The sequence below is a fragment of the Scytonema hofmannii PCC 7110 genome (assembly GCF_000346485.2).
In the GTDB taxonomy this organism is placed as follows: domain Bacteria; phylum Cyanobacteriota; class Cyanobacteriia; order Cyanobacteriales; family Nostocaceae; genus Scytonema; species Scytonema hofmannii.
On record NZ_KQ976354.1, the window covers coordinates 7,635,201 to 7,660,466 of the forward strand.

The 25,266-nt window shown below is 41.0% G+C and carries 17 protein-coding genes; 8 read left to right on the forward strand and 9 right to left on the reverse strand.

Annotated elements, in window-relative coordinates; translation table 11 throughout:
• Nucleotide 1 precedes the first annotated feature (1 nt).
• The 3 genes from WA1_RS32030 to WA1_RS32040 form a co-directional block, all read right to left on the reverse strand.
• The gene (locus WA1_RS32030; protein WP_017740207.1) at nucleotides 2-829 is read right to left on the reverse strand and encodes a hypothetical protein; all 828 of its coding nucleotides are present in this window, start codon (nucleotides 827-829) and stop codon (nucleotides 2-4) included.
• Between the two features lie 103 nt (nucleotides 830-932).
• The gene (locus tag WA1_RS32035; protein WP_017740206.1) at nucleotides 933-2,147 is read right to left on the reverse strand and encodes a DUF790 family protein; all 1,215 of its coding nucleotides are present in this window, start codon (nucleotides 2,145-2,147) and stop codon (nucleotides 933-935) included.
• Complete coding sequence (locus WA1_RS32040) at nucleotides 2,134-3,690, reverse strand: DEAD/DEAH box helicase family protein (RefSeq protein WP_026134335.1); 1,557 nt, start codon at nucleotides 3,688-3,690, stop codon at nucleotides 2,134-2,136. The genes WA1_RS32035 and WA1_RS32040 overlap by 14 nt, the downstream gene beginning before the upstream one ends.
• Nucleotides 3,691-3,816: 126 nt before the next feature.
• Here WA1_RS32040 and WA1_RS32045 point away from each other — a divergent pair, with 126 nt between their 5' ends.
• Nucleotides 3,817-5,136, forward strand: coding sequence for an adenylate/guanylate cyclase domain-containing protein (locus tag WA1_RS32045; protein WP_017740204.1), 1,320 nt, complete (start codon nucleotides 3,817-3,819; stop codon nucleotides 5,134-5,136).
• A gap of 117 nt (nucleotides 5,137-5,253) precedes the next feature.
• Here the strand turns inward: WA1_RS32045 and WA1_RS32050 are convergent, their stop codons facing one another.
• A complete protein-coding gene (locus WA1_RS32050) occupies nucleotides 5,254-5,826 on the reverse strand; it encodes a DUF981 family protein (RefSeq protein WP_017740203.1) in 573 nt (190 codons plus the stop codon).
• Nucleotides 5,827-6,207: 381 nt separating this feature from the next.
• On the opposite strand from WA1_RS32050, the gene WA1_RS32055 reads away from it, so the two are divergent.
• Nucleotides 6,208-7,287, forward strand: a complete 1,080-nt coding sequence (locus WA1_RS32055) for an ATP-dependent 6-phosphofructokinase (protein WP_017740202.1) — start codon at nucleotides 6,208-6,210, stop codon at nucleotides 7,285-7,287.
• A 36-nt stretch (nucleotides 7,288-7,323) separates the two neighbouring features.
• The gene (locus WA1_RS55660; RefSeq protein WP_148662804.1) at nucleotides 7,324-7,530 is read left to right on the forward strand and encodes a hypothetical protein; all 207 of its coding nucleotides are present in this window, start codon (nucleotides 7,324-7,326) and stop codon (nucleotides 7,528-7,530) included.
• On the opposite strand, the gene WA1_RS32060 is transcribed toward WA1_RS55660, so the two are convergent.
• Entirely contained in the window at nucleotides 7,504-8,076 is a 573-nt protein-coding gene (locus tag WA1_RS32060) for a Uma2 family endonuclease (RefSeq protein ID WP_026134334.1), read from the reverse strand. The two genes, WA1_RS55660 and WA1_RS32060, sit on opposite strands and share 27 nt — an antisense overlap.
• Nucleotides 8,077-8,309: 233 nt before the next feature.
• Between WA1_RS32060 and WA1_RS32065 the strand changes: the two genes are divergently transcribed.
• The 4 genes from WA1_RS32065 (at nucleotide 8,310) to WA1_RS32080 (ending at nucleotide 14,662) form a co-directional block, all read left to right on the forward strand.
• On the forward strand, nucleotides 8,310-8,636 hold the full coding sequence (locus WA1_RS32065; protein ID WP_017740200.1) for a hypothetical protein: 327 nt from the start codon (nucleotides 8,310-8,312) through the stop codon (nucleotides 8,634-8,636).
• 806 nt (nucleotides 8,637-9,442) lie between these two features.
• Nucleotides 9,443-10,222, forward strand: coding sequence for a peptidylprolyl isomerase (locus WA1_RS32070; protein ID WP_017740199.1), 780 nt, complete (start codon nucleotides 9,443-9,445; stop codon nucleotides 10,220-10,222).
• A gap of 29 nt (nucleotides 10,223-10,251) precedes the next feature.
• Nucleotides 10,252-13,203 carry a peptidase domain-containing ABC transporter gene (locus WA1_RS32075; protein WP_017740198.1) on the forward strand — a complete coding sequence of 984 codons (2,952 nt, stop codon included), beginning with the start codon at nucleotides 10,252-10,254 and terminating at the stop codon, nucleotides 13,201-13,203.
• A gap of 4 nt (nucleotides 13,204-13,207) precedes the next feature.
• Entirely contained in the window at nucleotides 13,208-14,662 is a 1,455-nt protein-coding gene (locus tag WA1_RS32080; RefSeq protein WP_017740197.1) for a beta-barrel domain-containing protein, read from the forward strand.
• Here WA1_RS32080 and WA1_RS32085 read toward each other — a convergent pair whose 3' ends face one another.
• From WA1_RS32085 to WA1_RS32100, 4 genes are all read right to left on the reverse strand, one after another.
• The gene (locus tag WA1_RS32085; RefSeq protein WP_017740196.1) at nucleotides 14,663-15,802 is read right to left on the reverse strand and encodes a hypothetical protein; all 1,140 of its coding nucleotides are present in this window, start codon (nucleotides 15,800-15,802) and stop codon (nucleotides 14,663-14,665) included.
• A gap of 109 nt (nucleotides 15,803-15,911) precedes the next feature.
• Entirely contained in the window at nucleotides 15,912-19,325 is a 3,414-nt protein-coding gene (locus WA1_RS32090) for a hypothetical protein (RefSeq protein WP_017740195.1), read from the reverse strand.
• A 236-nt stretch (nucleotides 19,326-19,561) separates the two neighbouring features.
• Nucleotides 19,562-19,756 (reverse strand): DUF6887 family protein, encoded by a 195-nt coding sequence (locus WA1_RS55665; RefSeq protein ID WP_026134331.1) that lies wholly within the window; start codon nucleotides 19,754-19,756, stop codon nucleotides 19,562-19,564.
• A gap of 1 nt (nucleotide 19,757) precedes the next feature.
• Nucleotides 19,758-22,322: a dynamin family protein gene (locus WA1_RS32100; RefSeq protein ID WP_026134330.1), complete on the reverse strand. Its 2,565-nt coding sequence runs from the start codon at nucleotides 22,320-22,322 to the stop codon at nucleotides 19,758-19,760.
• 288 nt (nucleotides 22,323-22,610) lie between these two features.
• On the opposite strand from WA1_RS32100, the gene WA1_RS32105 reads away from it, so the two are divergent.
• Nucleotides 22,611-24,233 carry an IS1634 family transposase gene (locus WA1_RS32105; protein WP_017750193.1) on the forward strand — a complete coding sequence of 541 codons (1,623 nt, stop codon included), beginning with the start codon at nucleotides 22,611-22,613 and terminating at the stop codon, nucleotides 24,231-24,233.
• Nucleotides 24,234-25,266: the final 1,033 nt, after the last annotated feature.

Below are 25,266 nucleotides of genomic sequence, written 5' to 3' on the forward strand. Positions count from 1 at the left end.
ATCAATACTCAGCCTCAACACCTAACCTAATGGTTGGGGAAGGACAGCGCCAATTCGATCTGTTAGACCTGACAAAAACACAGCCTTGCGATCGCATTTCCTCTGGTGAGATATCATTAGGTTTGTAAAATAGCCAACGACCTCTTGCATCCGGTCCTGATTCGGCTTGCAACACTGTGTCGTTTTGAGATGTTTCTTCATAGGAATCATCAGGATAATCTTCATCATTCCTTTCGCTTTCACCATAGCGCTCCTCAGGAGAATATCTCTCTGGATCTCCACCTTCTTTTTGCCATCGAATCCTTGAAGAAGGACAACTCCAATTTGGTTCTGGAGAATTTACGCGAACACAGCCCTGCGATCGCATCTCCTCTGGAGCTATATCATTAGGTTTGTAAAATCGCCAACGACCCCTTGCATCCGGTCCTGACACAGCCTGTAATTCTTCCTCATAAAATTCATCACCACTTTCCCTGCGCGAATCCCCACCATCAACCTCTACCCTAATCGTTTGGCGAGGACAACGCCAATCAGGTGCGTCAGAACCAACAGGTTTGTTCGTCGGGACACAACCTTGCGATCGCATTGCTTCCGATGAGATATCATCAGGTTTGAAAAACCACCAATCTCCCCTATTCTGCGATCTTGATACAGCAGTCAGTTTTCGTCTAGAGTAGACCTGCTTGTTATAAAAACTTGATAGAACGCTTTCTTGTAAACTCTTATTGATGTGAGGATTCATTTCCTGAGCCAAGGTACAAGATGCATTAATGTTCCATAAAATAGCAGTAGCTATGAAAGATAAAGTTGTAAATTTATTTTTACCCATACTTCTGATTTAGCAGAAACTAGACCCTGACACTATCATCCATGAGATGAGCAGATTGTCAATACTTATTGTGTTAAGCAAGCGATTACACCTTAGCCATCCATCACTCTAGCACTGCCAGGACAGATTTCGGTAACAATTTATCCTTAAACCAAATAATCCGAGCCGGAACATCATTCAATTTAACACCTGCTTTTTCCAAATTCAATCGCTCAGAAATAGCCAAAATCAAATTATGAGATTGAGCGCGACGAACCTGTGCAAACTTTTTTTGTAAATACTCCGGTCGCCAATATCCCACAATCTCTAATAAAAACGAACGTCCATCGGGATGAACCAATCTAAAATCTGGAATCATCACACTTCCAGGAATCGGAATCAAATCAACCTCTCGCTCCAATACCCAATCCGTTTTTAGAGCATCCCACTTATCAGCAAAAGAATGTTCCAACATACTATCATAAGGCTTGCCTGGGGGATAATGAGTCACCAAACCGCAATCAGAATTCAGAGTAAACCGCCCTGTTCTCCAAGTGTTTGTATACACATCCCGAATTTGAAGCGTAGCCGAAAGACTCCATTTAGTAACATGAAGTAAAGCCGGTATGAGTTTAGCAATTGCCAAACCATACCGCGTACTATTGGTAAACAAACTTGTAGGACCATCAATCGTAATTGTAAACCCGTGGTCAGCATCCCCCTCTATATAAGACATTAATTGAAACAATTTGAGATATCGAAACAAAAGCTTGTACTGTCCCGGAACATTCCGATGAGCATTAATTGTCAATTGACTTGCCTTATAAAACACCCCCTGCACCTGAGATAAATTGTAACGGTGTAACAAACCATCAGGCTGCGGTACATCAAAAGCAGTCAAAATTTTATTCTCCGACAAATCAGCATACAAACCATTACGAACTTGTTCCGACACAACTTCCCGTTCGAGATCGCGACTTAACTCCAATGCAATTGTTTGCAAAGTCACCTCCGTCAATTCCAGACTCGGAACAGACTTAGCCGCCAAAGCAAAAACCTTTTCTCTTAACATTTGAGGTTCCAAAGGGCTAACCACCTCAAACGTGCAAAAACTGCTTTTCAAAATATAAGCCAAACCACGCTTAATCTTATAATCCGGAGTATCACCCTCAAACTCCAACAACTGACGCTCAAGCACTCCCTGAGTACTACTCACCGCCTTCTGAAAAAAACCAATCAACTCCGTCGCCATCTCCAAATTCTTATCATCAACCTTCAACCGCTTAGGAACAATTTCCTCACCATTTTGTCTGTGACTCAGCAAATCAGTAGGTAACATCTTCTTGATTTTGGATTTTAGATTTTGGATTTTGGATTTTAGATTCTGAATTTTCAGTCTTATAATTCAAATCCAACTGTTCAGCCGCTCTATAACTTTTCCCCTCACCACTTCCATAAACCACCTGCAAATTCCCTTTCCCCTGCTCCCCTGCTCCCCTGCTCCCCTGCTTTCTTTCAACACCGCGCCTCCTAGCCGAAGTACCCTCCTCAGTCGTATCCTCCGCCACCACCTCATACAAAATCGCCTGCTTATTACCCTCCTTCCCCTTTCTCAACACCCTTCCCAAACGCTGAATATACTCCCTCGCCGAACCAGTCCCCGACAATATAATAGCAACAGAAGCAGAAGGCACATCTACACCCTCATTCAACACGTGAGAAGCCACCAAAGTCCTATACACCCCCTCCTTAAACTTCGTTAATATCTCATGTCGTTCCTTCACAGGAGTTTGATGAGTAATCGCCGGAACCAACAACTCTTGAGAAATTCGATAAACCGTAGCATTATCAGCAGTAAAAACCAAAACTCGCGCCGGATAATGCTGTGTTAATAAATCTATCAAAATCCGCAACTTCCCATCAGTCCCCAAAGCAATTTCCTTAGCTTCACGGTGTGCTAGCATCGCCCTGCGTCCCGCCTGAGAACGCGCACTCATCTGCACAAATTTTTGCCAACCTTGCATACTACCCAAAGAAATCTTTGATTCTTTCAAAAAATCATTGCGAGTTTGAATCAGTTGATTATACTTTTCCCTTTCTTGTTGTGAAAGTTTAACTTTTATTTGGACAATTTCGTGTTCTGCTAACGCCTTCCCTGCGAGTTCCTCAGCCCTTTTACGATAAACCTCCGGTCCTATTAAAATATTTAAATCCGCATGCTTACCATCAGTCCGTTCCGGTGTAGCAGATAACCCCAAACGATAGGGTGCGATCGCATATTCAGCAATCACCCGGTTAAAATCTGTTGGTAGGTGGTGACATTCATCAAAAATCAGGAAAGCATAGCGATCCCCAAGCGATTCCGCGTGAATGGCTGCACTATCGTAAGTTGACACGAGGATAGGAGTTTTATCCCGCGAACCACCTCCCAACAATCCCACCTCAACGTCAGGAAATGCTGCTTTTAAATGAGCATACCACTGGTGCATTAAATCTAACGTTGGAACAACAATCAGAGTTGTGCGAGGCGTCGATACCATAGCCATTTGCGCCAGATAAGTCTTTCCAGCTGCTGTTGGTAATACCACAACCCCTTGTCTTCCCGCCAACTTCCAAGCTGCTAGCGCCTCACTTTGGTGGGGATAAGGCTCCATTTCCAGACCTGAAACTAACTCTATTGGATAAAACTCTTTAGCCTCGTCAATAAAACTGGTATTTTCTGCTTGTAGCGCTTCTACCAGAGGACGGTATTGAATAGCTGGAATCCGAAATTTTTCTACTCTGTCATCCCACGTAGCAAAATCCATCCAGCCTTTACTGCGAGGTGGTGGATGCAAAATTAATGTGCCACGATCAAAGGTTAATGTAGGGGTGCGACCCATATAAATGCTTTTTCCTACTTTTGGGACTGGGAACTGTGGACTAGAAACTGGGGATTGGGGAACCATCCTGTTATCAGTCTCTTGTACCGAGTTCCTTCATTCAATATTAATAACGTAATTATCCGTATGATAAATCGGAACGGCTCAGACAAAACACAAGTTAATGCATTTATCAACCAGATCAAATCACATTGGAAAAGACCTCCCAGTCTTTTTGACTCCTACAACGCCCAGCGCCATCGCTTTACGCTCAAGCGACTGCGGCTACAAGCGGAGGTTATGCTTATTGTTGGTTTAACAGTTATTGCATTTTTCTTATGGCTGAACGTACAACCCTCAGGTAAGTTGTCCGCCCTCACTCTTGGGATTTTTATAGAACTAATCATAGCTACTTGTTGGTTTTTCTCCAAAACTCAACTCGGTCACCGTCATCCTCACTTTATCTTTTTGACTTTGAGTTGGTCTGTAACTTGTATCAATCAAATTGGGACTGCTTTACTCTTCCATGTTGTTGAACCAAGAATAGGTATTTGGAATTTAATGTTTCTCACTCAAGCAACAATCGTTCCTGTGGTATGGCATCTCCATATGATTTCTCAAATAGGAACTATAATTTGTTACTTGAGCTTGTACGGGCTGTTTCAGCCTAGTTTAAAGTATCCATTTCCCTATTATCTTGAACAAGGACTGTATTTATTTTGGACTTGTGTAATTTGTAATTTGTCTGTCTATTTTTACGATAAGTTACGAAAGGAAGAATTTCACACTCGCAAAGATTTAGAAGTTGCTCAGGATAAGTCAGAAAAGTTATTACTCAATATTTTGCCAGAAACGATCGCAACCAAATTGAAGCACCAGCGAACTACAATCGCCGATAATTTTCATGAAGTGACAGTCTTGTTTGCAGATATTGTTGGCTTTACAGAGCTTTCAACTAGTACATCTCCAACAAAATTAGTCGAGTTACTCAACGAAATTTTTTCCAAATTTGATAAATTAGCAGAACTGCATGGAGTAGAAAAAATTAAAACAATTGGTGATGCTTACATGGCTGTCGCTGGATTACCCATTCCACGTAGCGACCATGCGATCGCAATGGCTAGGATGGCATTGGATATGCAACGTGCCATACAACAGTATAACAAAGACAGAGATTCGTCATTCCGCATCCGAATTGGTATTAGTACGGGACCTGTGGTGGCGGGTGTGATTGGTTTGAAGAAGTTTACTTATGACCTTTGGGGAGATACGGTTAATACAGCGAGTCGAATGGAGTCTCACGGTATAGCGGACTGCATTCAAGTTTGTGAAGTCAGTTACGATCGCTTAAAAGATAAGTTTTTGCTAGAAAAGCGGGGTTTAATTCCTGTTAAAGGCAAAGGAAAGATGATGACATATTTACTGAAAGAGGAGAATAGGGAATGGGGAGTAGGGAGTGAAGAATAGGGAATGGAGTTTAACAAACATTTATCAGGAGGTTAACAGGAGTTGCTGGCAGTTCAAGCCCATGCCTAATGATTGCTCAACACACCTAAATAACACGGGAGGCTCGGATTTGTCAGTTTAGCGCATGGGAGTTGGAACCCACTTTTGGAAAGTATCTAGATGATTCCAGTAAGCCAGATACCCAGTAAATGCCCAGATCAGAGCCGCCACTATCAGTACAACTGCACCAATCAGCCGCCATGTTTGGTTAGTTTTCAAGTAAAGAGTCGGTGCAGCAAAGACACCACCTAGACCGGTAAGGATAAAGCCAATACCTGAAAGTAATGGCTGCCGTGTTAGACTTAAGTTCATAATGCGTAAACCAACCACAATAGCAGCGATGCCAGCGAAAAAAGCGTAAATTGCCACTGTTAGCAGATCCCAACCCTGTGCTAAAGCTACAGCAGCGCCAATGAATAAGATCCCGAATAGGACTGTCATCTCACCAAAAGCAATGTTGAAGCTACCAGCGACTGGCCAAGTCCAGATCATATGCAAACCAGTTGCTAAGGCAAGGCCGCCAGTCATCCCAAAGCCAGGAATCCACCGTCTCTGATTAATGCTATCGAGGTCTTGATACACGTAGTAAGCTAGTAGAAAGAGTCCAGCTACCATATTGATTAGCATCAGTGTGATGTAGTCGATAAACATGATGAACCTCTTGATACGGGAAGACATACCTTACTGTGCGTGTAAGGCTGCACTATTTTAGGTAAAATAGCAAAGAGAAACACAATTTGCTCGTTGGGTACTCTGAACAATGGCAGTGTGAAAAGGTCTGTTTTGACAGGATACAACAGAATTGGACTATTTCCTGTATCAGCTAATGTCAAAGTGGAAACAACCTCACTAATATAGTGCTCTTAAACGACTCTTTTATTCCTGTAAAATCAATCTTCAAATGAAAGCGCTCGCGCTCTTTGTAAAAAACTAAAGTATAGTAAAATGACTCTGAAATTTTTAGCTATTGAACGCTGCTAGCCTTTTATTGTACTACTAAATATATTTCACGTTGGAAATGTAAAAAAATATATGGGAAAATGCAAGCGTATTGGCATTCTTACGAGTGGAGGAGATTGCTCGGGTTTGAATGCGGTCATAAGATCTGTCGTCCATTGTGCTTGTGGAAAAGGTTGGGAAGTACTGGGAATTCGTCAAGCAACTCTGGGATTGATGGCGCGTCCCGAGCAATTCACAAAACTGGAAATTGACTTAGTTGACCCCCTGTTAACTTCTGGTGGGACAATGTTAGGAACCACCAACACAGGCGATCCTTTTGCTTTTCCTATGCCTGATGGCAGTGTGTGCGATCGCTCAGAAGAAATTATTGCAGGTTACCATCGACTGGGTTTAGACGCTTTGATTGGAATTGGCGGTGATGGTAGCTTGGCTATTCTCCGTCGCTTAGCACAACAAGGGGGTATTAATTTAGTGGGTATTCCCAAAACAATTGATAATGATATTGGGATTACCGAACATGCGATCGGTTTTGATACGGCAGTTAATATTGCTACAGAAGCACTCGATAGATTACATTTTACTGCTGCGTCTCACAGTCGAGTCATGATTTTAGAAGTGATGGGTCGTGATGCGGGACACATTGCCATTGCTGCGGGAATTGCTGGAGGAGCAGATGTTATTTTAATTCCAGAAATTCCCTACACTATTGACCACATTTGCAACAAAATTAAACAGCGCCAAGACAAAGGCAAAAACTACTGTTTAATTATTGTTTCCGAGGCAGTTCGTACAGCTGAGGGTGAAACTGTCACAATGACAAATCGTTTGGGTCAATCTCGATACGGCGGTATTGGTCAGTACTTAGCCGATGGAATTAGCGATCGCATTAATGCAGAAACCCGAGTCACAGTTTTAGGACACATTCAACGGGGAGGAACGGCTTCACCACTGGATCGACTCGTAGCAGCTGCTTTTGGTGTAGCAGCAGTCAATCTCATTGCTGAAGATAAATATGACTACATGGTGACATGGCAAAATCGCCAGGTGATCGCTGTGCCAATTGCTCTTGCGATCGCTCAGTATAGAGCTGTCAACCCAGAGGATACCTTAGTAAAAACTGCTCGCGGTTTGGGTATTTATTTAGGAGATTAACCAATAAGGGATTTCCAAGAATAAGTTATCCATCTTGTGGGATGGGCGTCCTCGCCCGTCCTGTCTTTGTGGCGTCCTCGCCCGTCCTGTCTTTGTGGCGTCCTCGCCCGTCCTGTCTTTGTGGCGTCCTCGCCCGTCCTATCTTTGTGGCGTCCTCGCCCGTCCTGTCTTTGTGGCGTCCTCGCCCGTCCTGTCTTTGTGGCGGGCGATCGCGCCTTATGGAAAAATCCGGTTCAAGTTTAATAGAGTATCTTCAAATCCAGGTATTGGAATTTCCTGGTGAGATAAAACAATCTGCTTGTTGAGATAGCCGAACTTTTGCTGAATATTTTGGTATGGTTGACTGTAACACTCAAGTTGACGTTCCTGCAAATTTACGATCCAGTAGTTAGAAACACCTGCTTCGGCATACAACGACAGCTTTGTTGTTTGGTCGTAATCTAAAGTTTTGTCAGAAATTTCGATCGCTAATAAAATATCTTCGGGATAGGGATGATGTGCGAGATAATCTTCATCTGTTCCTCGTGCAATGACAACATCCGGTTCAGGCTCGCTTTGATTGGGTAGAGTTATGGGATCTTGTCCGCGAATGACTGCTCGGTCACCCAAAAGCCGATCTAGTTGACGACAAAGAATGGAAGCACAAACTGTATGAGGTGTTCCTTTTGCAGTCATTGAAATGAGTTCTCCTTGAATCAGCTCGACCCTATCTCCTTCAGTCAGAAATCCAAGTTCAATGAGCCGATGGTATTCGTCAATTGTGAATCGCTTTGATTTTGCAACAGTCATGGCATCCATTCAGATGGAATTGCTTCCACTTTAAATTTTACGTCAATAACCTTACATATAGCAATCCTATTTGATTTGCGAAATACATATAAGGAAACCACCCTCGTGCGCGTCTTTCTACGCTTTGACAGGAGTGGCGTTGGGCAATGCCCACCACTACAGTAATAATGTACTGAAAATTTTGTATGCATAGTTTAGGATTGCTATATATTATTGATATTGTTTGAAGGCGTATGATTATAACTTCTGCTAAATCTATTCGTACAGCACGTCGAGGAAGAATTTTCCCCGAAATCCAGTGGACTGCTGAAGAGAAAGCCAAACTTAAAGCTGAAGACGAGGAATTTCATCGTCGTTGTAAGGTTATTTTTGACCTCGTGAAATCTAATTATATCCAGACCCACTACGGCTGGTATATGGTTGTTGAACCGAATAGTGGTGACTACTTTATTGACCGAGAGGAAGAAGTAGTTATGCAAACCGCTCGTCAGAAGCACCCCGGTACTGTACCATTATTTTTCTTTCAAATTAATGAGACAGGGGTTTCCGGAACTGTATGATCCAAGGGTGGTTTGAACCAATTTATTTATCTGCCCTAAGGGATTTCCAAGAAATAAATTACCACTACTTGTGGCACGGGCGGGGACGCCCGTTCTATACTAGACATCTCCAAAAATTAAATATGCATTACCCGAAGTCTTAGTAGGGGCGCAAGGCATTGCGCCCCTACATCTTTTCCGGAGATGTCTACTAGTGACGGAGAGACTTTAGTACTACAAGAGATATTTTAAGACTTTTTTATTTAGAAGTCCCTAAGGAAAAAGGGTGCGCTCGCATCGCATTCCTTTTTGCCATGTCTGTATGATTTTTTAGGAGTTGTTGCATTCAGGAATAATTCTTAGCCAGTTTTTTCCTCTCCCTTTCCCAAAGAGAGAGGGGTTGAATTTCTTCTCCCTTCTCCCCTTGGGAGAAGGGTTGGGGATGAGGGCCATTTTTTCAGATATGCTCAAAAAATCTTAATTAACAAATGTAAACTTCTTCAAGTTCTTGCGTAATGTCACCTAACAATGCCGATGAATAATATGACAGTTTAATTCAAGTTTGACTTCCACAGGAAGGTTCATATCAGAGGAAAACCTCTGACAGAACCAGAACTTACCTTAGTACACATCAACTCACACCTTTCTCAAGAGGAGCTGATATACAAAAGAATATAACACATTACTGACTTTAAAAACCTGAGTACTATCTGCATTAAATTGTAATTTTTTGACAAAGTTTGAGTTATTTTGTGCATTTTTTCAATAAATACTACGTAGTTGCTTGTTAACAATTAATCACAAACAGTTAAGGAGTTTTGCAGGTTATGGCTTATGAGATAGAGATTGCCGATCGCACGATCGCTAGCGAAGAACTCATAACTTTGCTCGCACAGTACAACATGGTGCCACAACTGTTACGAGAAATCATCATAGACAGAGCGATCGCACAAATAACTTGCACGAGAGAAGAAATCGCTACAGCTAGCCAGCAATTTTTCAAACAACATCAAATTAGTAATCCTACCGAACATGAAGCATGGCTGAAACATTACAACCTCAACCACAATCAATTTCAAGCCCTTATAACTCGCAAGTTAAGAATAGAAAAATTTCAGCAAGCGACCTGGGGAAACAAACTAGAATCTTACTTTCTGCATCGCAAACCACACCTAGATCGAGTTATATACTCTTTGATTCGCACGCCAGAATTCGGTATTGCTAATGAACTGTATTTTCGCATCCTAGCTGGGGAGCAAACCTTTGCCGAAGTTGCGCGGGAATATTCTGCGGGACCAGAAGCAGACAAAAGTGGAATCGTTGGACCAGTCGATCTTGGATCGTTGCACCCCGGTTTGGCAAAGCAACTTCAAGTCAGTCAACCCAGACAAATCTGGCGTCCCATGCCTTTTGGTGAATTTTTTGTTATTCTACGCTTAGAAAAATTTCTTCCCGCACAGCTGGATAAATTCATGCAACAACGTCTGTTGAAAGAATTATTTGAAGGTTGGTTGCAAGAACAAATTCACCAATTATCAGATGCAGATAAAGCTTGGATGATCGTGACACGCAAACACTCACAAGAGAAATCCACTAACGCCGCATAGGAAAAGATGATAAAAATTTGGTGCAGCATATGATAACAAATACTTCTGTTGATATTAAAGAATTCTTAACTGGTACGTTTCCTTTTTTACATTTATCAGAAAAGACCTTAGAAAATTTATATAAAAAAGTACAATTTTTGCGCTATCGAATGGGTCAAACCATCACAACGCGGGAAGTCATACCCGAACAAATTAGCATTATTTGTCAAGGACAAGCTCGTCTTTTAGGATACGATCCCCGGTCAGACAAACCCGACACTCTGATGTTGCTGCAACCGGGAGAAGTTATAGGTTGGGTAAGTCATGTACGGGATGTGGCTTGTGAAACTGCGATCGCATCTACAGAAGTGCTTTGTTTGAATTTACCTGCTACCGATTTTCTCTCTTTAATGAAGCAAGAATCAGCCTTTGCTGAAGCATTGCAAAATCGAGTCTCCCTAATAGAACTATATGAATTATTAGGAGAAGAACTCAATCGACGGGCTGATGGTAACACCGATTTACTCAAACTGACACGAACTGCTTGGGAAACAGCCGTTGTGCAAACATTCCCTACACGACGCTCCGTCTTAACTCATAGAAATAGAGAAAACCATCTGTGGCTAGTCAGTGGTAGTTCTCATGCGGCATTTCCAGTAGGCAGTCATATAGACTTAAACGCTAACACAAAACTCCTTCTTCATGGAAGCCTGCGTTTGATTGGTATACCAGAGTATTTGCTACCAGCATCCATCATTCCGGCGATCGCACCTACAGAAGCAGATTCCTGGCAATCGGATATTCCCTACGCTGCAGAAATCGTTGCTAAACCCGCTACAGCCAAGCGATCGCAAAGAGAAAAATATCCCTATATTCGGGCTAGAGGTCCAATTGATGCAACCCTAGCTTGCTTTCAGATGTTGAGCCAGTATTTTAATACGCCCTTCCGGCGAGATATGCTGCGGCGAGTTGTGACCAAACAACAAGAAAACGCTGGTGGTCTATCCCTGCAATTTTGCGGTGCAGTCGCAGAGTTGATGGGGTTGACAACCCAGATAGTCAAAATTCCTGCATCTGCTGTCAGCCGATTGCAACCTCCTGTCATGATTTCTTGGCAAGATACTTTTGCAGTTATCTACAAAACCAGTCCCCAGGAGTTACTCATTGCTGTTCCCGAAATGGGACTCGTGCGGCGCAAGTCACGAGACTTTGCTGAAACGTGGGGTACGGAAGGGGAAGTTTTACTGCTGCAACCCACAAAACACACACCTAAATCCCGATTTGGTCTTTCTTGGTTTATTCCCTCACTACGACGCTATCGAAAAGTCTTGATTGAAGTCTTGATTGCTTCGATAGTGGTACAGATTTTTGGCTTGGTGAATCCCCTTGCAACACAAGTCGTTATCGATAAAGTGATTGTAGGCAATAGCCCCGCTACCCTAGAAGTTTTCGGCATCTTTTTAATAGTCGTCTCAATCGTAGAAGCCATACTTTCTAATGTTCGCACCCATTTATTTGTAGACACCACAAACCGCATAGACCTTTCGTTAGGTTCAGAAGTCATCAATCACCTGCTGCGCTTGCCATTATCTTATTTCGATCGCCGTCCCGTTGGCGAACTAGCAACGCGGATTAATGAACTCGAACACATCCGTTCTTTTCTCACAGGTACGGCTTTAACAGTGGTCATGGATGCAGTCTTTTCCGTGATTTACATCTTTGTGATGGCAATTTATAGTTGGGTGCTGACTTTGGTGGCTTTAGCGACAGTACCGCTATTTGCGCTATTGAACTTGTTAGTATCACCAATTATGCGGCGACAATTGCATGAAAAAGCCGAACGCAACGCCGAAACTCACTCCTATTTAGTAGAAGTGATGGCGGGAATGCAAACAGTCAAAGCACAAAATTTGGAATTACGTTCCCGGTGGCAATGGCAAGAACGCTACGCCCGCTATGTTAGCGCTGGGTTTAAGACGATTTCTACCCAAACAACTGCTGGATCTCTCAGCAACTTCCTCAACAAACTCTCTACTTTGTTGGTTTTGTGGGTAGGAGCTTATCTCGTTCTCAACGGACAACTCACTTTAGGACAACTCATCGCTTTCCGCATTATTTCTGGTTACGTCACCAGTCCCCTACTGCGCTTAGTCCAACTATGGCAAAATTTCCAAGAAACGGCTTTATCCTTACAACGTTTGAGCGATATTCTCGATACACCCCAAGAAGAAGAACAGGGAGAACATCAAAATATCCTCATGCCTGCAATTGAAGGTCATATTCGCTACCATAATGTTTCCTTTAGCTTCCGTCCTAACAGCCCCATGCAACTGTGCAACATCAGTGTCGATTTCCCTGTCGGTTCGTTCATAGGTGTTGTCGGTCAAAGTGGTTCTGGGAAAAGTACTATGTTGAAATTATTACCCAGACTTTACGAGCCAGCATCTGGAAAAATCTTGATTGATGGTTACGATATCAGCAAAGTAGAGCTTTACTCCCTCCGCCGTCAAATTGGAGTTGTATTACAAGATACTTTACTGTTCGATGGGACAATTCGCGAAAACATTGCCCTGGGGTATCCTGATGCTAGCGATGAAGAGATTATTGCAGCTGCCAAAGTGGCTTATGCCCACGACTTTATCATGTCATTGCCCAATGGCTACAATACCCAAGTCGGCGAACGGGGTTCGGGTTTATCTGGTGGACAAAGACAGCGAGTTGCGATCGCCCGCACTGTCTTACAAAATCCGCAATTACTGATTTTAGACGAAGCCACAAGTGCTTTAGACTACAATGCAGAAGCACAAGTGTGCCGCAACTTAGCAGAAGCATTCAAAGACAAAACAGTATTCTTCATCACTCACAGACTCACCACTATCCGCAACGCCGATGTCATTTTGATGATGGATAAAGGCGCGATCGTAGAACAAGGAACCCATGAAGAATTAATGTCTCTCAAAGGTTACTACTACTGCTTGTATCAACAACAAGAAAAAATTTAGTATTATGAACACTGAATACAAATTCGATCAACCTGTTATATTAGAACAATCCTCAACCTGGTCGCGGACAATTGCTTGGGCAATTATTGGTATGACCGCTTTTACTATTATTTGGGCATCAATCTTTAAAATTGATGAAGCAATTCCCGCAACTGGTAAGCTACAACCCCAAGGTGCAGTGACCGATGTTAAAGCACCTGTAGGTGGTGTTGTTAAGGTCATTCATGTTAAAGATGGTGAGCGAGTTAAAAAAGGTGATATCCTAGTGACTCTCGAACAAACAACAGCTAAAGCACAGTTGGTATCATTGCAAAAAAATCGTGCTGCTTTAGTGCAGGAAAATGATTTTTATCGCCGTCATTTAGCAGGGAATGTTTCACCAAACCAGAAACTAGGAGCAACACTTAACATTCGTCCGGAAATTGCTTCTTTAACTCAGAGTCGGGAAGCGATCGCTGCTGAAAATCAAGTTTATCGCGCACAATTAAATGGTTCTATAGCGGGAGTCTCCTTCACTCCAGACCAAAAGTTGCGCTTGCAAAGTCGTGAATCAGATTTTAGTTCTCGCCTAGCGGATATTCGGCTAGAAAAAGAGAAAACAATTGAGAAATTGACTCAAAACCAGCTTGAGCTAACCAGTGCTAAAGATGTGCTGACAATTGGTCAAAGAATTCTCAAAGATATGGAAACAGTCATGAAGGAGGGTGCTTTTCCACGAGCGAGGTATTTGACTCAAAAGCAGGAAGTTGTTAGATCTCAAGCAGAAGTTGCTCGTCTTACAAAAGAACAGATGCAATTAAAGTTAGCGATCGCCCAATCCAATGAAAAACTCCGCAATACTGAAGCGCTTTCTAAAGAGGATTTACTTTCTCGCATGACAGTCAATGAAAGAAGTATTGCTGAAATCGATAGTCAACTGACTAAAATCATTTTGGAGAACCAAAAGAAAATCAACGAAATTGACAGCCAAATCAGTCAAGCACAAGAAACTCTGAAGTATCAAAAAATTAGCGCTCCTGTAGATGGAACTATTTTTGAGATGCAACCTTCAAATTCTGGATTTGTTGTGAATACGACTGAGCCAATTGTGAAAATAGTTCCTAATGAAGACTTAGTTGCTAAAGTTTATATCACCAACCGCGATATTGGCTTTGTGAGACAGGGACAGAAAGTAGATGTTAGAATTGATTCTTTTCCTTTCCAGGAATTTGGTGATATTAAAGGAGAACTGATTTGGATTGGTTCTGATGCTTTGCCTCCGGATCGAGTTCATCCTTTCTATCGTTTTCCAGCAAAAGTGCGTTTGGATAAGCAAGCAGTATCGATTAGCGATCGCTCTTTGTCGCTACAATCGGGTATGTCAATTAGTGCCAATATCAAATTGCGTCAGCGTACTATTATGAGTATCTTTACTGATTTCTTAGTGCAGAAAGCAGAAAGTTTAAAGTCTATTCGCTAATTAAGAAGACCGGAAAAGTACTCGTCCTGGAAGCACTTCATCATCAATCTTGGCGTAAACTCGCAAACAAGCAGAGACTTCCCCAGGTACACCCCCAATATCGAGTTGCAAATCGTCTTTAGACCAATTGAAAACATCGGCGTAGGTTCCCCACAACGGGCGAATCTGTATCTGATGTCCGGCTTGGCGTGCTTTTTCGACTACCTGGTCAAGAGTGCGCCGTGTTTCTTGTTGCAGTTTACCCCACCAAGAGAAGCGATCGCCACAGGGCAAGTAAACTAATGAGTGGATTGCTTCATCTAAATCCAGTCTTGCACGCAATGCCACAGCTGGGGTACTGTCAGCCGTTGCTTGGACGCGTCGAAAACGATCTATCAGTGAAGTGATGTACTTAGACTTTTCTGAATCCGAGATCAAAGACCGAATCCCAAATCTATCTACACTCTTCAGCGCATGATGTACAGACGGATCGCTTTCAATAAATTTGAGACAAGCAGAAACAACTCCTGCTAGAAAATCTAGTTCTCCTCCACTCCTTTCCACCATAAGTCTTGAATCAAAAGCAACTCGATCCGAAAACCATAATCCAGAAGCTTTGACTTTTCCACTCAAACCGGGATAAATACATTCATTACGGGTGAAGGGTAAAGATGAGTAGAATTCCTTGTCCTCGACAGCCCCAACTTGAATTATCGCTTTTACAAGATACTCTCGCCAAGTCTGAGCTAATTTCTCCGGAACCCGCAGTAGCAAATGTTGCACCTCGTTCCATAAATCGGCGTCACTCGTGCTGTAAAATTCATACTGACCGATATAATTTATTAATTCTCGGTCAACCAGCAAAGCTTCACAAATTGGTCTGAGTTTCAAGTTAAGCGCAACTGGTTCCAACACGTCTTCCCACGAAGCATTATCCTTTGCAGGCGTGGTAGTTTCTTCATGAGTCAATTCCGGTGTATTTGTCAGTTCCAAAAGAATATCCAATTCCTTCAGCAACTCCTCACATACACTGTTTCCTGGATCGGTCTTTGCTATTTTTAATGCTTCCTGTAATTGAGTCCGCAGTCCGTGCAATCCCAACCGCAGTACCCAAGCTAAATTTGAGTTTTCAATTTCCAATAACTTGCTGAGGTGCTGCATAATTCCTCCGTTTTGTCCTTATTCAGTGACCAGTAACCAGTGACCAGGCGTAGGTTGGGAACAAGTAAATCTAAAATCAATCCAAAATCTAAAATCCAAAATCCAAAATTCAGTGTTCTCCAGAGAAGGGATCGCGTTCTGCTCTCACATCATTAGGTTGGGCTTGGAGGGTGTCTCGAAAAACATATCCTTCTTGTTTAAGACAATTTGGATCTGATGAAGTTAGGTAAGGAACTTCAAATGCATGCACTCTCAGAATACCTTTTTCATTTAAAGAAACGTAATATCGACAGGGATATTCGCTTTTCACTTCTGGTTCTGGTAATTGACCAATGAGTTCCCATTTATTAGATTGTGGATTGTGAAATTGAAAATAAAAAGTATGTTTTCCACTGGCGGGAAATGCAGGTAATTCAGTAATTAATCCCTTTCCTTGTGGCTGTACATCCCCATCATCATATCGAAAAACTCTTAGCTCGTTACTGTAGTCTTTCTGAGCTTGAAAGATAACAGTATGAGCATCTGTTTTTAAAGCATTTGCCGATTCAGCAACGTTCACAGCAATATCACAGACCACTTGAGCTTCATCAGAAATGACTGTTGATATGGAAAGCGCTTTTGCTGCATCCAAGCAAGGAATATTAATCGGAATTAAGTAGTGTGGATTTCCCTGACAAAGTAGCAAATCAATATCAAGCTTTTGATTGATTTCAAACTGAATTTTGATGAGGTTTTTAAAATCTTCTTCACTCATATCCAGTTTTCTTCTCAGCGCCTCACCATTGTAACTTCCCCAAAGTTGAGGCTTGATATTCTCAAAATCCTGACGAATAATATTATTCGTTAATTGCATCCCTTGCCAACTACTACGAAATCTTGCCAGTGAGTCGTTACTTTGGAGTTGATAAAGTTCTTGACCTGCTTGAAAAATGGGATCTAAATTTCCTCCGATAACTTCTCTTTTAAAGGAGCACGGTAGGAAGTAAAATAAATTTTTTACATCTATATAAAGTTGGTTTGCTCCTCTACGCAACAATTCTTTTGAATCTTTAGGAGAGAAACCAAGTTGTCTAATTTTCTCAGCAAAACAAGCTCCAGCAGAAGTCGCAAGCTTTGTATATTCTGGTTCAAAAGTGACTCGCTCGTCATTCCAAACAAAATAATCTGACTTACTAAAAACTCGATAAAGTTCTCGACTAACTAATTCCAGATTGCAGGTTTTTCCTGATAAAATAAACCAATCGACTTGCTCTTTATTGGTTTGAGAATTTTGAGACTCAGGTAGCTTGCTCCCAAAGGCATTTTCGATTAAACCTTGAGCAATTCCGATCGCTTCTCGAATGACGGGAGAGACCGCTCTTTCAAATTGCTTGACTGTCAGGGTTACACTAAGGGTATCGATCGCCTCACTTGGTAACTGAATATCATTTTGTTGCAAAAGCTCAAAGATTTTTTGCCCATCTAGGACAAACACTGGTTCGGGAGCATCTTTTGGTCGTTTTTGACCGAGGGTAATTTTGGCATTCTCTGCTTGTTCCCAAAGAGTGTAAAAAGCTTGTGCGCGGGATGACGCATATTTCCAACGAGTAGGAATCACTTTTTCCGCCGCGTTTAATGCATCTTTGTAAGCATCGCCTTCTCGAATTTCTTTATCAACATAAGCTAATAAACTACCAGGTAGATATTTGCCATTATCTAGGAAGTAATCGCTTAACTCTTCTGGTTGTACTTTTAAAACATCCTTGTCCAGACGTTCTCGGACAACAGCCGTTAGCAAACAGTCTGCGATCGCAGCTTTCAGCAACAAAAACAACCGCAGAGTAATCAACTCCCCACCCAATTGTAAATGACCGGAAGAACCCAGTAATTTAGGAGTCAGTTTGTAATATCTTCCGCCATCACCCCGATCTTCTCCTGGCTCAAAGGGGTTAATTTCTTCTAGCGTTAAGCGAATCAGTGCAAGATCCGTCGTTCCACCACCAATATCTAAAACCAGGACATTTTGCCACCATTTGTCCCCATTGTAACGGCAACGAGTTTTAAACGACTCAATCCCCACATTGAGATCGCCACCAAATTCCCGCCAGAGAAAAAAGAGGGCGACTGATATAGCTTCATCATAAGCCATCTGCACATCTTCAATATCCAATTGTCGCACCAAATTTTCAATTTCACGACGTACAAACGGTGAAGCAATTGTTGGATAGGTCACGACGGCGCGGTAGAACTTTCCTTCCGAACATCTACCCGGATAACGTTGGCGGTACTTCTCAGTTAACTCTATAAGTTGAGCATAAGCGGCTTGAAGTAGTTTGTTAACTTCAATGCTCTCAGAGTTTCCATTCAGTGTAATTTGGAAAGAACGTTCTTGTCCAAAGTAACGTTTGGGAGAATGCAAGAATCTACCTTCAATTTCCTCGCCATTTCTAATTGCATCCAGCCTGTGCTGCTTTGCTTGTTCTCCCAAAACCACTTTAACTTTTGCGCGATCGTTTTTTTGTGGGGATGGTTCCAAATGAGAAACTTCTAACTCACTAGAAATTTCATTCAGACGGCGATCTTTATCTAATTCTACTGATATTAAGCTTTGCCATTCTAACGGAGGTACGCGGAAAACCTCATGATAGATTTGATTCAACCTTTTGCTGGCTGAACGACGAAACCAACTCAGACGTTTGCTCAAACAAATTTCAATTTGTCGGATAGTTTCTAACAAATCAATATTGTTCACACCCCGAAAAAGTCGATCTCCCAAATTATGGCGAGTGACAGAATTGATTTCTTTCAAGTCTTTGCTCAGTTCGGTTAGAAACTTTTGCCATTCTTGTTCCCATGCATCCCGACTAACACCTGGTACATTATCTACAGGGCGTTGATTTAGCCATGAAGCCATTCGTTCCCGCAACCGTGCTTCTTGCTCGTTGGGAAAACTATCTGGAGTCACAATCACCTTAGGATCGTACAGTGTAATTGTAGAATTAGACGTACCAAAATCTATGGCAAACCAACCTGGATAGGAAATTTCTGACTTTTGCATTTCTGGTATTGGTTCGGATTTAAAAAAGGGTCCTGGAGGTGGTGGCGTTGTAGGTGGGACTGAAATTTTAGTTTCTGTCTCTCCGACTGGTGCGCTAGTCCATATATTGCATTCAGATACAGCAATTTTCGTGGCGAACAGGTTTGGGTTCCCGACTTCATCAGAATCAAAATATTCCACAGTGACCAATAGAATACAGTTGACGCGCATTGATAAAGGTCGATTCCACCTGCAATCTATTTGCTTTAGTCTTTGTGGACTTGTGAGTTTTAAGAGTTTGCTTGTACTAAAATTAACACTTTTATAGGCTGAGTGTATCTGTTGTGCTAAATCTTCTGGTGTTCCAGTGACAGAGATATCAATTCTGGAAATGTGGGGTAAGTTGAAGTTGTCAGTTGGTTTAATTTCAACGACTGGTAGCAGTAGAAGATCGTCGTCTTTGAGCCGCAGTTGGTAGCGATTTAATAGTTCGATTTTGACTGGCATTTTTGTGATTTTAGATTTTAGATTTTGGATTTTGGATTGGGGATTGGGAGAGAGAGTCGTAATATATGGTAATTATATTTGATTTTTTGAAATACACGTAGATAGGCCAATACCTAGCCATGTCAAAGTAATGACTAAAAACTAAGTCTTTTCTTCGTTTCCTTTGTGTCTTTGCGGTTCAAAAAAATTTTTTAACCACAAAGACACAAAGAGCACGAAGCTAAAATAGCAAGAAACTAGCTAGCTTGATGCTGACTAACTCGCCGTTGCAATTCAGCTTCGGCTTCTTCTATTGACATGGGTTTTGGATTGGGGTTAGCAGCACGTTTTTTATCAATGTATGTGTAAAAAGCTTCACGCTCTTCGGGATGTTGTTTGACGTAGTTTAGCAAGTCGTTATCGGACATAGCATTGTAATTAAGTTTAGTCAATTTAAATTTCCTCTGGATAAGAAATTGCTGGAATTTGGGATAGAGTATCCAACCAAGGTGGAATGGAGGCTGAGGTTTGTGCTTCTGCGGAGGCGATATGTCGTAGTAAAGGTTCGTGCTTGGATTTTAAAAGTTCTTGCAGATTGTCTACAATTTCTTTTAAAGCTTTGGAGAAAGATACTTTGACTTGCTTGGTGAGTTGACTGACATACTGTACTAAATGCAATCCCGCACTTGCGGTTATTTCATCTCGCAATCTTAAAACAGCAACTTGGTGGTTAAATGGTCTTGGAGTAACCATGAATTTTTTATCTGGACTCCAATCAAAAATTTGACCGTTTTGATGTCTGTCGTCTTGACGTGCTAGGGGGAATAAAGCATCTGCATGCACGGGAACTGCATCTCCTGCTAGCCCGCTATGTTGGATAATTAGGTTTTGCCATCTTTGAGAGGGTTCGATCGCACGCAGCAGGTTTCTGAATAAGCGAACTTGGCTTCTGCCAAATTTTTTCTCAATGGAAGATTCTTTGTCTTGTAATAAAATTGGACTGAGTTTCTCTCTTTCTTGTTGTACGTCTGTGGATAATTTGCTAAACAAGTCTGTCACGGCTTCTGTGGTGCGATCGTGAGCAAAGGCTTGCATATCTTGAATGGTTTGTACAAATGCAGAGTAGAAATCATCGCTTTTTGTAGGAATTGAATCATCTACCTCATCTTCTTCAAAAAAGCTTTCACTTTCTGTCAAAACAATCGTTCCATTTTTAGTTCTGTCAAAAAGCAATGTCCACTCGCTCCATTCAAAAAATATTTTATTGGTTAGCTCGTCTTTAACAACATCGCTAACGGCTACATTGTTACGATTAATTAAAATGGGTTGTTTGTCTAAATCTTCTTGGAATTGTCTGTAGGTGGTCACTAAATTTTCTATGGCTTCTCGTAAGGTGATAAAAACGGGGCTTTCAACGACTGGTATGTAAGCTGGTATATTTTCTAATAGGTTTTTCAGGTTGTTTTGTTCTTTTCTCAAAGCCTCAACCGCTTTCTTTGTATCTTCTACCAGTTGCTTCATTCCGTGGAAAGCTACGTGTTCTTTTAGTAAAGAACGCAACCTATTAATACCACCATCTTCAGCATAATTGCTCAGTTGTTTGTGCAAGTAACTCGAAGGTGGTAGCATTTCACTAAGTTGTCGCCATTTCTCCCTAAGTTGAAGTTCATCTGGTTTGTTTGGTTTGTCTAGTTCGGATAAAAACTCTCTTGAAGAAACTTGCAGTAAAGAGGACTGTTCTGCTAGTTTGGTGAGTCCATAGAGTTGTGACAGCAAAACAATATTTTTTTTCTCTGTCGTCAAATTACTGGCGCTAGCAATGGTCAGTTTGAGAATGTTAAGCTGTTCCAGGACGGTTTCTTCTGACAGGAGTGGTTCATCTAAAAGATCGTCGAGCGATCGCTCATCACTCCCACTGAGAGGAATTTGATTAAAGCGTCCAACACCGACTATAATCCGATCTCGAAGGTCTTGTCCCTTATCCCGTTCTAACATACTGCGGATTTTCGTAGCAGTGACGCCACCAGGGTATCGACCATTGAGGAGCAGCAGAATAGTTTGTACGTCCCTCAATTCCCGCAGAGACAAAAAGGCGTCTCTGACACCAGAATCAGCCGCTCCCAATCCTGGAAAGTCCAACAGAATAAATTCATTTGTCCCCTGTAGGGAAGATAAATCCCAAATTTGTTTTGACACTTCAACCGTCACATCAACGCGACGGATCAGGGAAAAGCTACTCCGTAAATCTTTGGCTGATGGCTGTGCTAAAGTTTCCCAACGTTTCGGAGGTGGAGGTAATTGGTCAAAGCTGAGTTCTAAGATATTCATAGGCGGCTCAGCCAATCTTAACCCTTTGTGAGCGGTAGTACTATCAATCTGGTAGGTTTTACCGCAAATATCTTCTCCATGTACGCTATAGGTACGAGCAAAGAGCACGAGTTCTCGTAATAAAGACCTTAACTCCAAGCTTTGAATTTTCCACGCTTGCTCGCACCATCTTAAAATCCCGTTACTATCAACCTGAGTTGTAGGGTACAAACTTTTCACTAGAGCAAGTTCTGATGCTGGTAAATTGACAGCTTTTGCTCGTTGTTCTGCCTCTTCTATCATATAACACAGGCACTCTCTCACACCTTCGTGAGAAAGATATTCAACTGCAAACTGACTAATTTTCGTAGTTTGTAAGTCTGGTTGTTGAACGAGGTGAATCGCGGTGACATTACCCGTTGTGGGGGTTTCACTTACGGGTAGAGCATCAGCATAGCCAATGAGACTGCCCAAAAGCAATGTTTTTCCACTGCTAAATTCTCCCATAATCCCGATTTTGACAGGAGAAGAAGCAAGTTCTACGACTCTCTTAGCCGATTGTTGAAGGCGCTGGGTGCTCTCGTGAATAGTTGTTGGTACCCAGTTATCCCTGGGAGGTGGGTTTTGCGAGACTAAATCTAAGCTCTGAAGTACAGATTCCCCATATTCTTTATAACGGCGTAATTGTTCTACTGCCATGTCGCCTCTCATACCGCTTCCTGATTAGATACCAGTGTAAAGGATGAAATATAAAGTATGAAGGATAAAACCCACATTCCGCACTTCAAAATGTAGTACAGAGAGTCACATAATTCTTCTCAGATGCAGGTAAATAAAAGTACACGAATTTTTTCAGTAGTTCGGCATTGAGTTGGCATGAAGAAATAAAGCAAAAGCAAAGTAGAAAATTGATTTCCAGCTTTTGATAAAACTAAATATACATTGATTAATTTCAAATGGGACAATCAGAAAAACTCAAAAATCTTTGATAGGTAAAAAATGTTCCCAATCTCAGATGCGAAAATTAAGAATATCGACCACTTAGGAATAGTAGCTGGGCTGATTGACGAAATAGGAATAGTTGAAATAATAAATTCTAAATTAGGAATAGACACCCGAGAGAAGATTTCAGCGGGAATATTGGTGAAAGCAATTTTAATCAATGGATTAGGATTTGTATCAAGACCTTTATATTTATTTAGCCAGTTTTTTGAAGATAAAGGAATCGAAATATTATTGGGTTCAGAGGTAAAAAAAGATTATATGAATGACGATAAACTGGGAAGAGTCATGGATAAATTATATAAATATGGATTGAATAATCTGTTTATAGAAATTGGATTATCAGTGATTAAAAAATTTCAGATAAATACAAAATATTCACATCTGGATGCGACATCATTTCATCTACATGGAGAATATAAAAGTGGAGAAAATCAGGAAAAAGAAGAAGTAAGCAGAGAAAGACCAATAATTGTAACCAAAGGATATTCTCGTGACCATAGACCAGATTTGAAACAATGTATTTTAGATTTAATTACGAGTAGTGATGGAGATATACCATTATTAATGAGAGCGGGAGATGGTAATGAAGCGGATAAAGCCGTATTTGGAAAAATTTTAGTAGAGTTTAAAAAGCAAATAGATTTTGAAAGTATTATGGTCTGCGATAGCGCATTATATAGTCAAGAAAATCTCCAATTAATTGAACATCTAAAATGGATAAGTAGAGTACCGATGACAATTAAAAAAGCACAGGGATTAGTGAAGTTTGTAGAAATAGAAGAGATAAGTCCAGAAGAAAGAGATAAAAGAGCAGCCCTAAACTTAGAAGGATATAAATGGAAAGAAGAAATAGTAAATTATGGTGGAATTAAACAAATATGGCTAATAGTAGAAAGTCAAAACAGAAAAATTAGTGATTTAGAAAAGCTAGAGAAAAAGCTAAAAAAAGAAAAAGAAAAAGTTGAAAAGCAGTTGAAAGCATTCAAAAAAGAAGATTTTGAAACACCGGAGCAAGCCAGATACAGACTAAAAGCCATTAATAAGAAATTGAAACTATTTGAAATTAAAGATGTTCAAATTTTTGAAAGTCAATCAAAAGAGAATCAGACTATTTATAAAATATCAGGAGTCATTCATGAAAAAATAGAAGAGATAGAAATCCAAAGAAAAGAAGCAGGAAGGTTTATTTTAGCAACTAATTTAGTAGACGAGAATAAGTTAGAGCCAGAAGAAATTCTGAGAAATTATAAAAATCAACAATCATGTGAACGAGGATTTAGATTTCTGAAAGACCCATTATTTTTTGTTGATAGTTTTTTTGTAGAAAATCCTGAAAGAATAGAGACGATGTTATTTTTAATGTCTCTGTGTTTATTAGTTTATAATCTCGGTCAAAGGCAACTAAGAAACAGCTTAAAAAGAGTCAAGATGGGAATCAAAAATCAATTAGGAAAATTAACTTTTAGTCCTACATTAAGGTGGGTATTTCAATGTTTTCAAGGAATTCATATTTTAATTTTAAACGGTGTTAGTCAAATAGTTAATTTAACAGAAGAGCGTCATTTTATTTTGAATAATCTGCCATCATCTTGTCAAAAATATTATTTGCTTTCTTAATTTAAGCAGTATATGGAGAGTGAATAAAAATTTCTCAGTTTCCGAGGAAATCATAATTATTCCTCCAATTTTTAGTGCTTAAATAACCTGTTTTATCAGTTAAATATTTGATAATTGATAATTTTTCTTTATGCCACGGATTGGTTCAATATTCTTTTCTTAATTATCCTAATTGTTTGACTTTTACGTTGATTGTAGTTTTTTTGTACTTCAATTTGAAGTGCGGAATGTGGGATAAAACATAAAGTATTGCGGGAGCGCGTTTGGCGATCAGCGCTCTTTCAGCTTGCGCTTCGCGAACGCGACCTTATCCTGTCAGCGATGACCCGTGTATGAGATTGGGTGCAAATAGACAGAAGTAACAGCAATGGTAAGGTAATGATACGATGAAAACGACAAGAGATCGGAGCTTGAGGCGATCGTTCAAGCCCTCGCAAAATTACTCCCTTCCCGCTATAAGACTACCGATCTGCTTTTCCTCTTACTCCCTTGCTCTTTGCGTCTTTGCGGTTCATTAAATTAGGTAATCTTCTGGCGGGAAGGGAGTAACTCAACGAACCGCCAAGCAAATACAACCCTACCTTGATGACTTGGTTGTCCGTTTACGAGAACTTGAGGAACCTTCCTTTGAAGAATTCGATCAAGTACTTGAGGATATAGCGAACGAAATTCCTGACGTTCCGCCTCTTACAAGTGTAGGGATAAGCCATGATAGTATCTACCTTTCTTAGCGGCAAGTACTATAGCAATCCTATTTGAATTATAAAAATTACTTCTTTTAATGAACCGCAGAGGCGCAGAGAACGCAGAGGGAAGAAAGAGGAGATTTTACCAATGATTTAGGATTGCTATAATTACTCCCTTCGGTGCTAGAAGAATACCTTATTTAATGAACCGCAAAGACGCAAAGAGCACGAAGGAAGAAGAAAAAGAAGATAGATAATCTTAGACCGGGAAGGGAGTAGCTCGCACAACAAGGATTTTGTTTATATAGACTGACATTCTCAATGTGAGGTTTTTTTGTAACTTTATT

Excerpts from the sequence above, each read along its gene's own strand:
- WA1_RS32085 (WP_017740196.1), bottom strand. The coding sequence starts at position 15,802 with ATGCAGCACCTCAGCAAGTTATTGGAAATTGAAAACTCAAATTTAGCT.
- WA1_RS32060 (WP_026134334.1), bottom strand. The coding sequence starts at position 8,076 with ATGACTGTTGCAAAATCAAAGCGATTCACAATTGACGAATACCATCGG.
- WA1_RS32090 (WP_017740195.1), bottom strand. The coding sequence starts at position 19,325 with ATGCCAGTCAAAATCGAACTATTAAATCGCTACCAACTGCGGCTCAAA.
- WA1_RS32065 (WP_017740200.1), top strand. The coding sequence starts at position 8,310 with ATGATTATAACTTCTGCTAAATCTATTCGTACAGCACGTCGAGGAAGA.
- WA1_RS32055 (WP_017740202.1), top strand. The coding sequence starts at position 6,208 with ATGGGAAAATGCAAGCGTATTGGCATTCTTACGAGTGGAGGAGATTGC.
- WA1_RS32105 (WP_017750193.1), top strand. The coding sequence starts at position 22,611 with ATGTTCCCAATCTCAGATGCGAAAATTAAGAATATCGACCACTTAGGA.
- WA1_RS32030 (WP_017740207.1), bottom strand. The coding sequence starts at position 829 with ATGGGTAAAAATAAATTTACAACTTTATCTTTCATAGCTACTGCTATT.
- WA1_RS32070 (WP_017740199.1), top strand. The coding sequence starts at position 9,443 with ATGGCTTATGAGATAGAGATTGCCGATCGCACGATCGCTAGCGAAGAA.
- WA1_RS32080 (WP_017740197.1), top strand. The coding sequence starts at position 13,208 with ATGAACACTGAATACAAATTCGATCAACCTGTTATATTAGAACAATCC.
- WA1_RS32045 (WP_017740204.1), top strand. The coding sequence starts at position 3,817 with ATGATAAATCGGAACGGCTCAGACAAAACACAAGTTAATGCATTTATC.
- WA1_RS32100 (WP_026134330.1), bottom strand. The coding sequence starts at position 22,322 with ATGAGAGGCGACATGGCAGTAGAACAATTACGCCGTTATAAAGAATAT.
- WA1_RS32040 (WP_026134335.1), bottom strand. The coding sequence starts at position 3,690 with ATGGGTCGCACCCCTACATTAACCTTTGATCGTGGCACATTAATTTTG.
- WA1_RS32075 (WP_017740198.1), top strand. The coding sequence starts at position 10,252 with ATGATAACAAATACTTCTGTTGATATTAAAGAATTCTTAACTGGTACG.
- WA1_RS32050 (WP_017740203.1), bottom strand. The coding sequence starts at position 5,826 with ATGTTTATCGACTACATCACACTGATGCTAATCAATATGGTAGCTGGA.
- WA1_RS32035 (WP_017740206.1), bottom strand. The coding sequence starts at position 2,147 with ATGTTACCTACTGATTTGCTGAGTCACAGACAAAATGGTGAGGAAATT.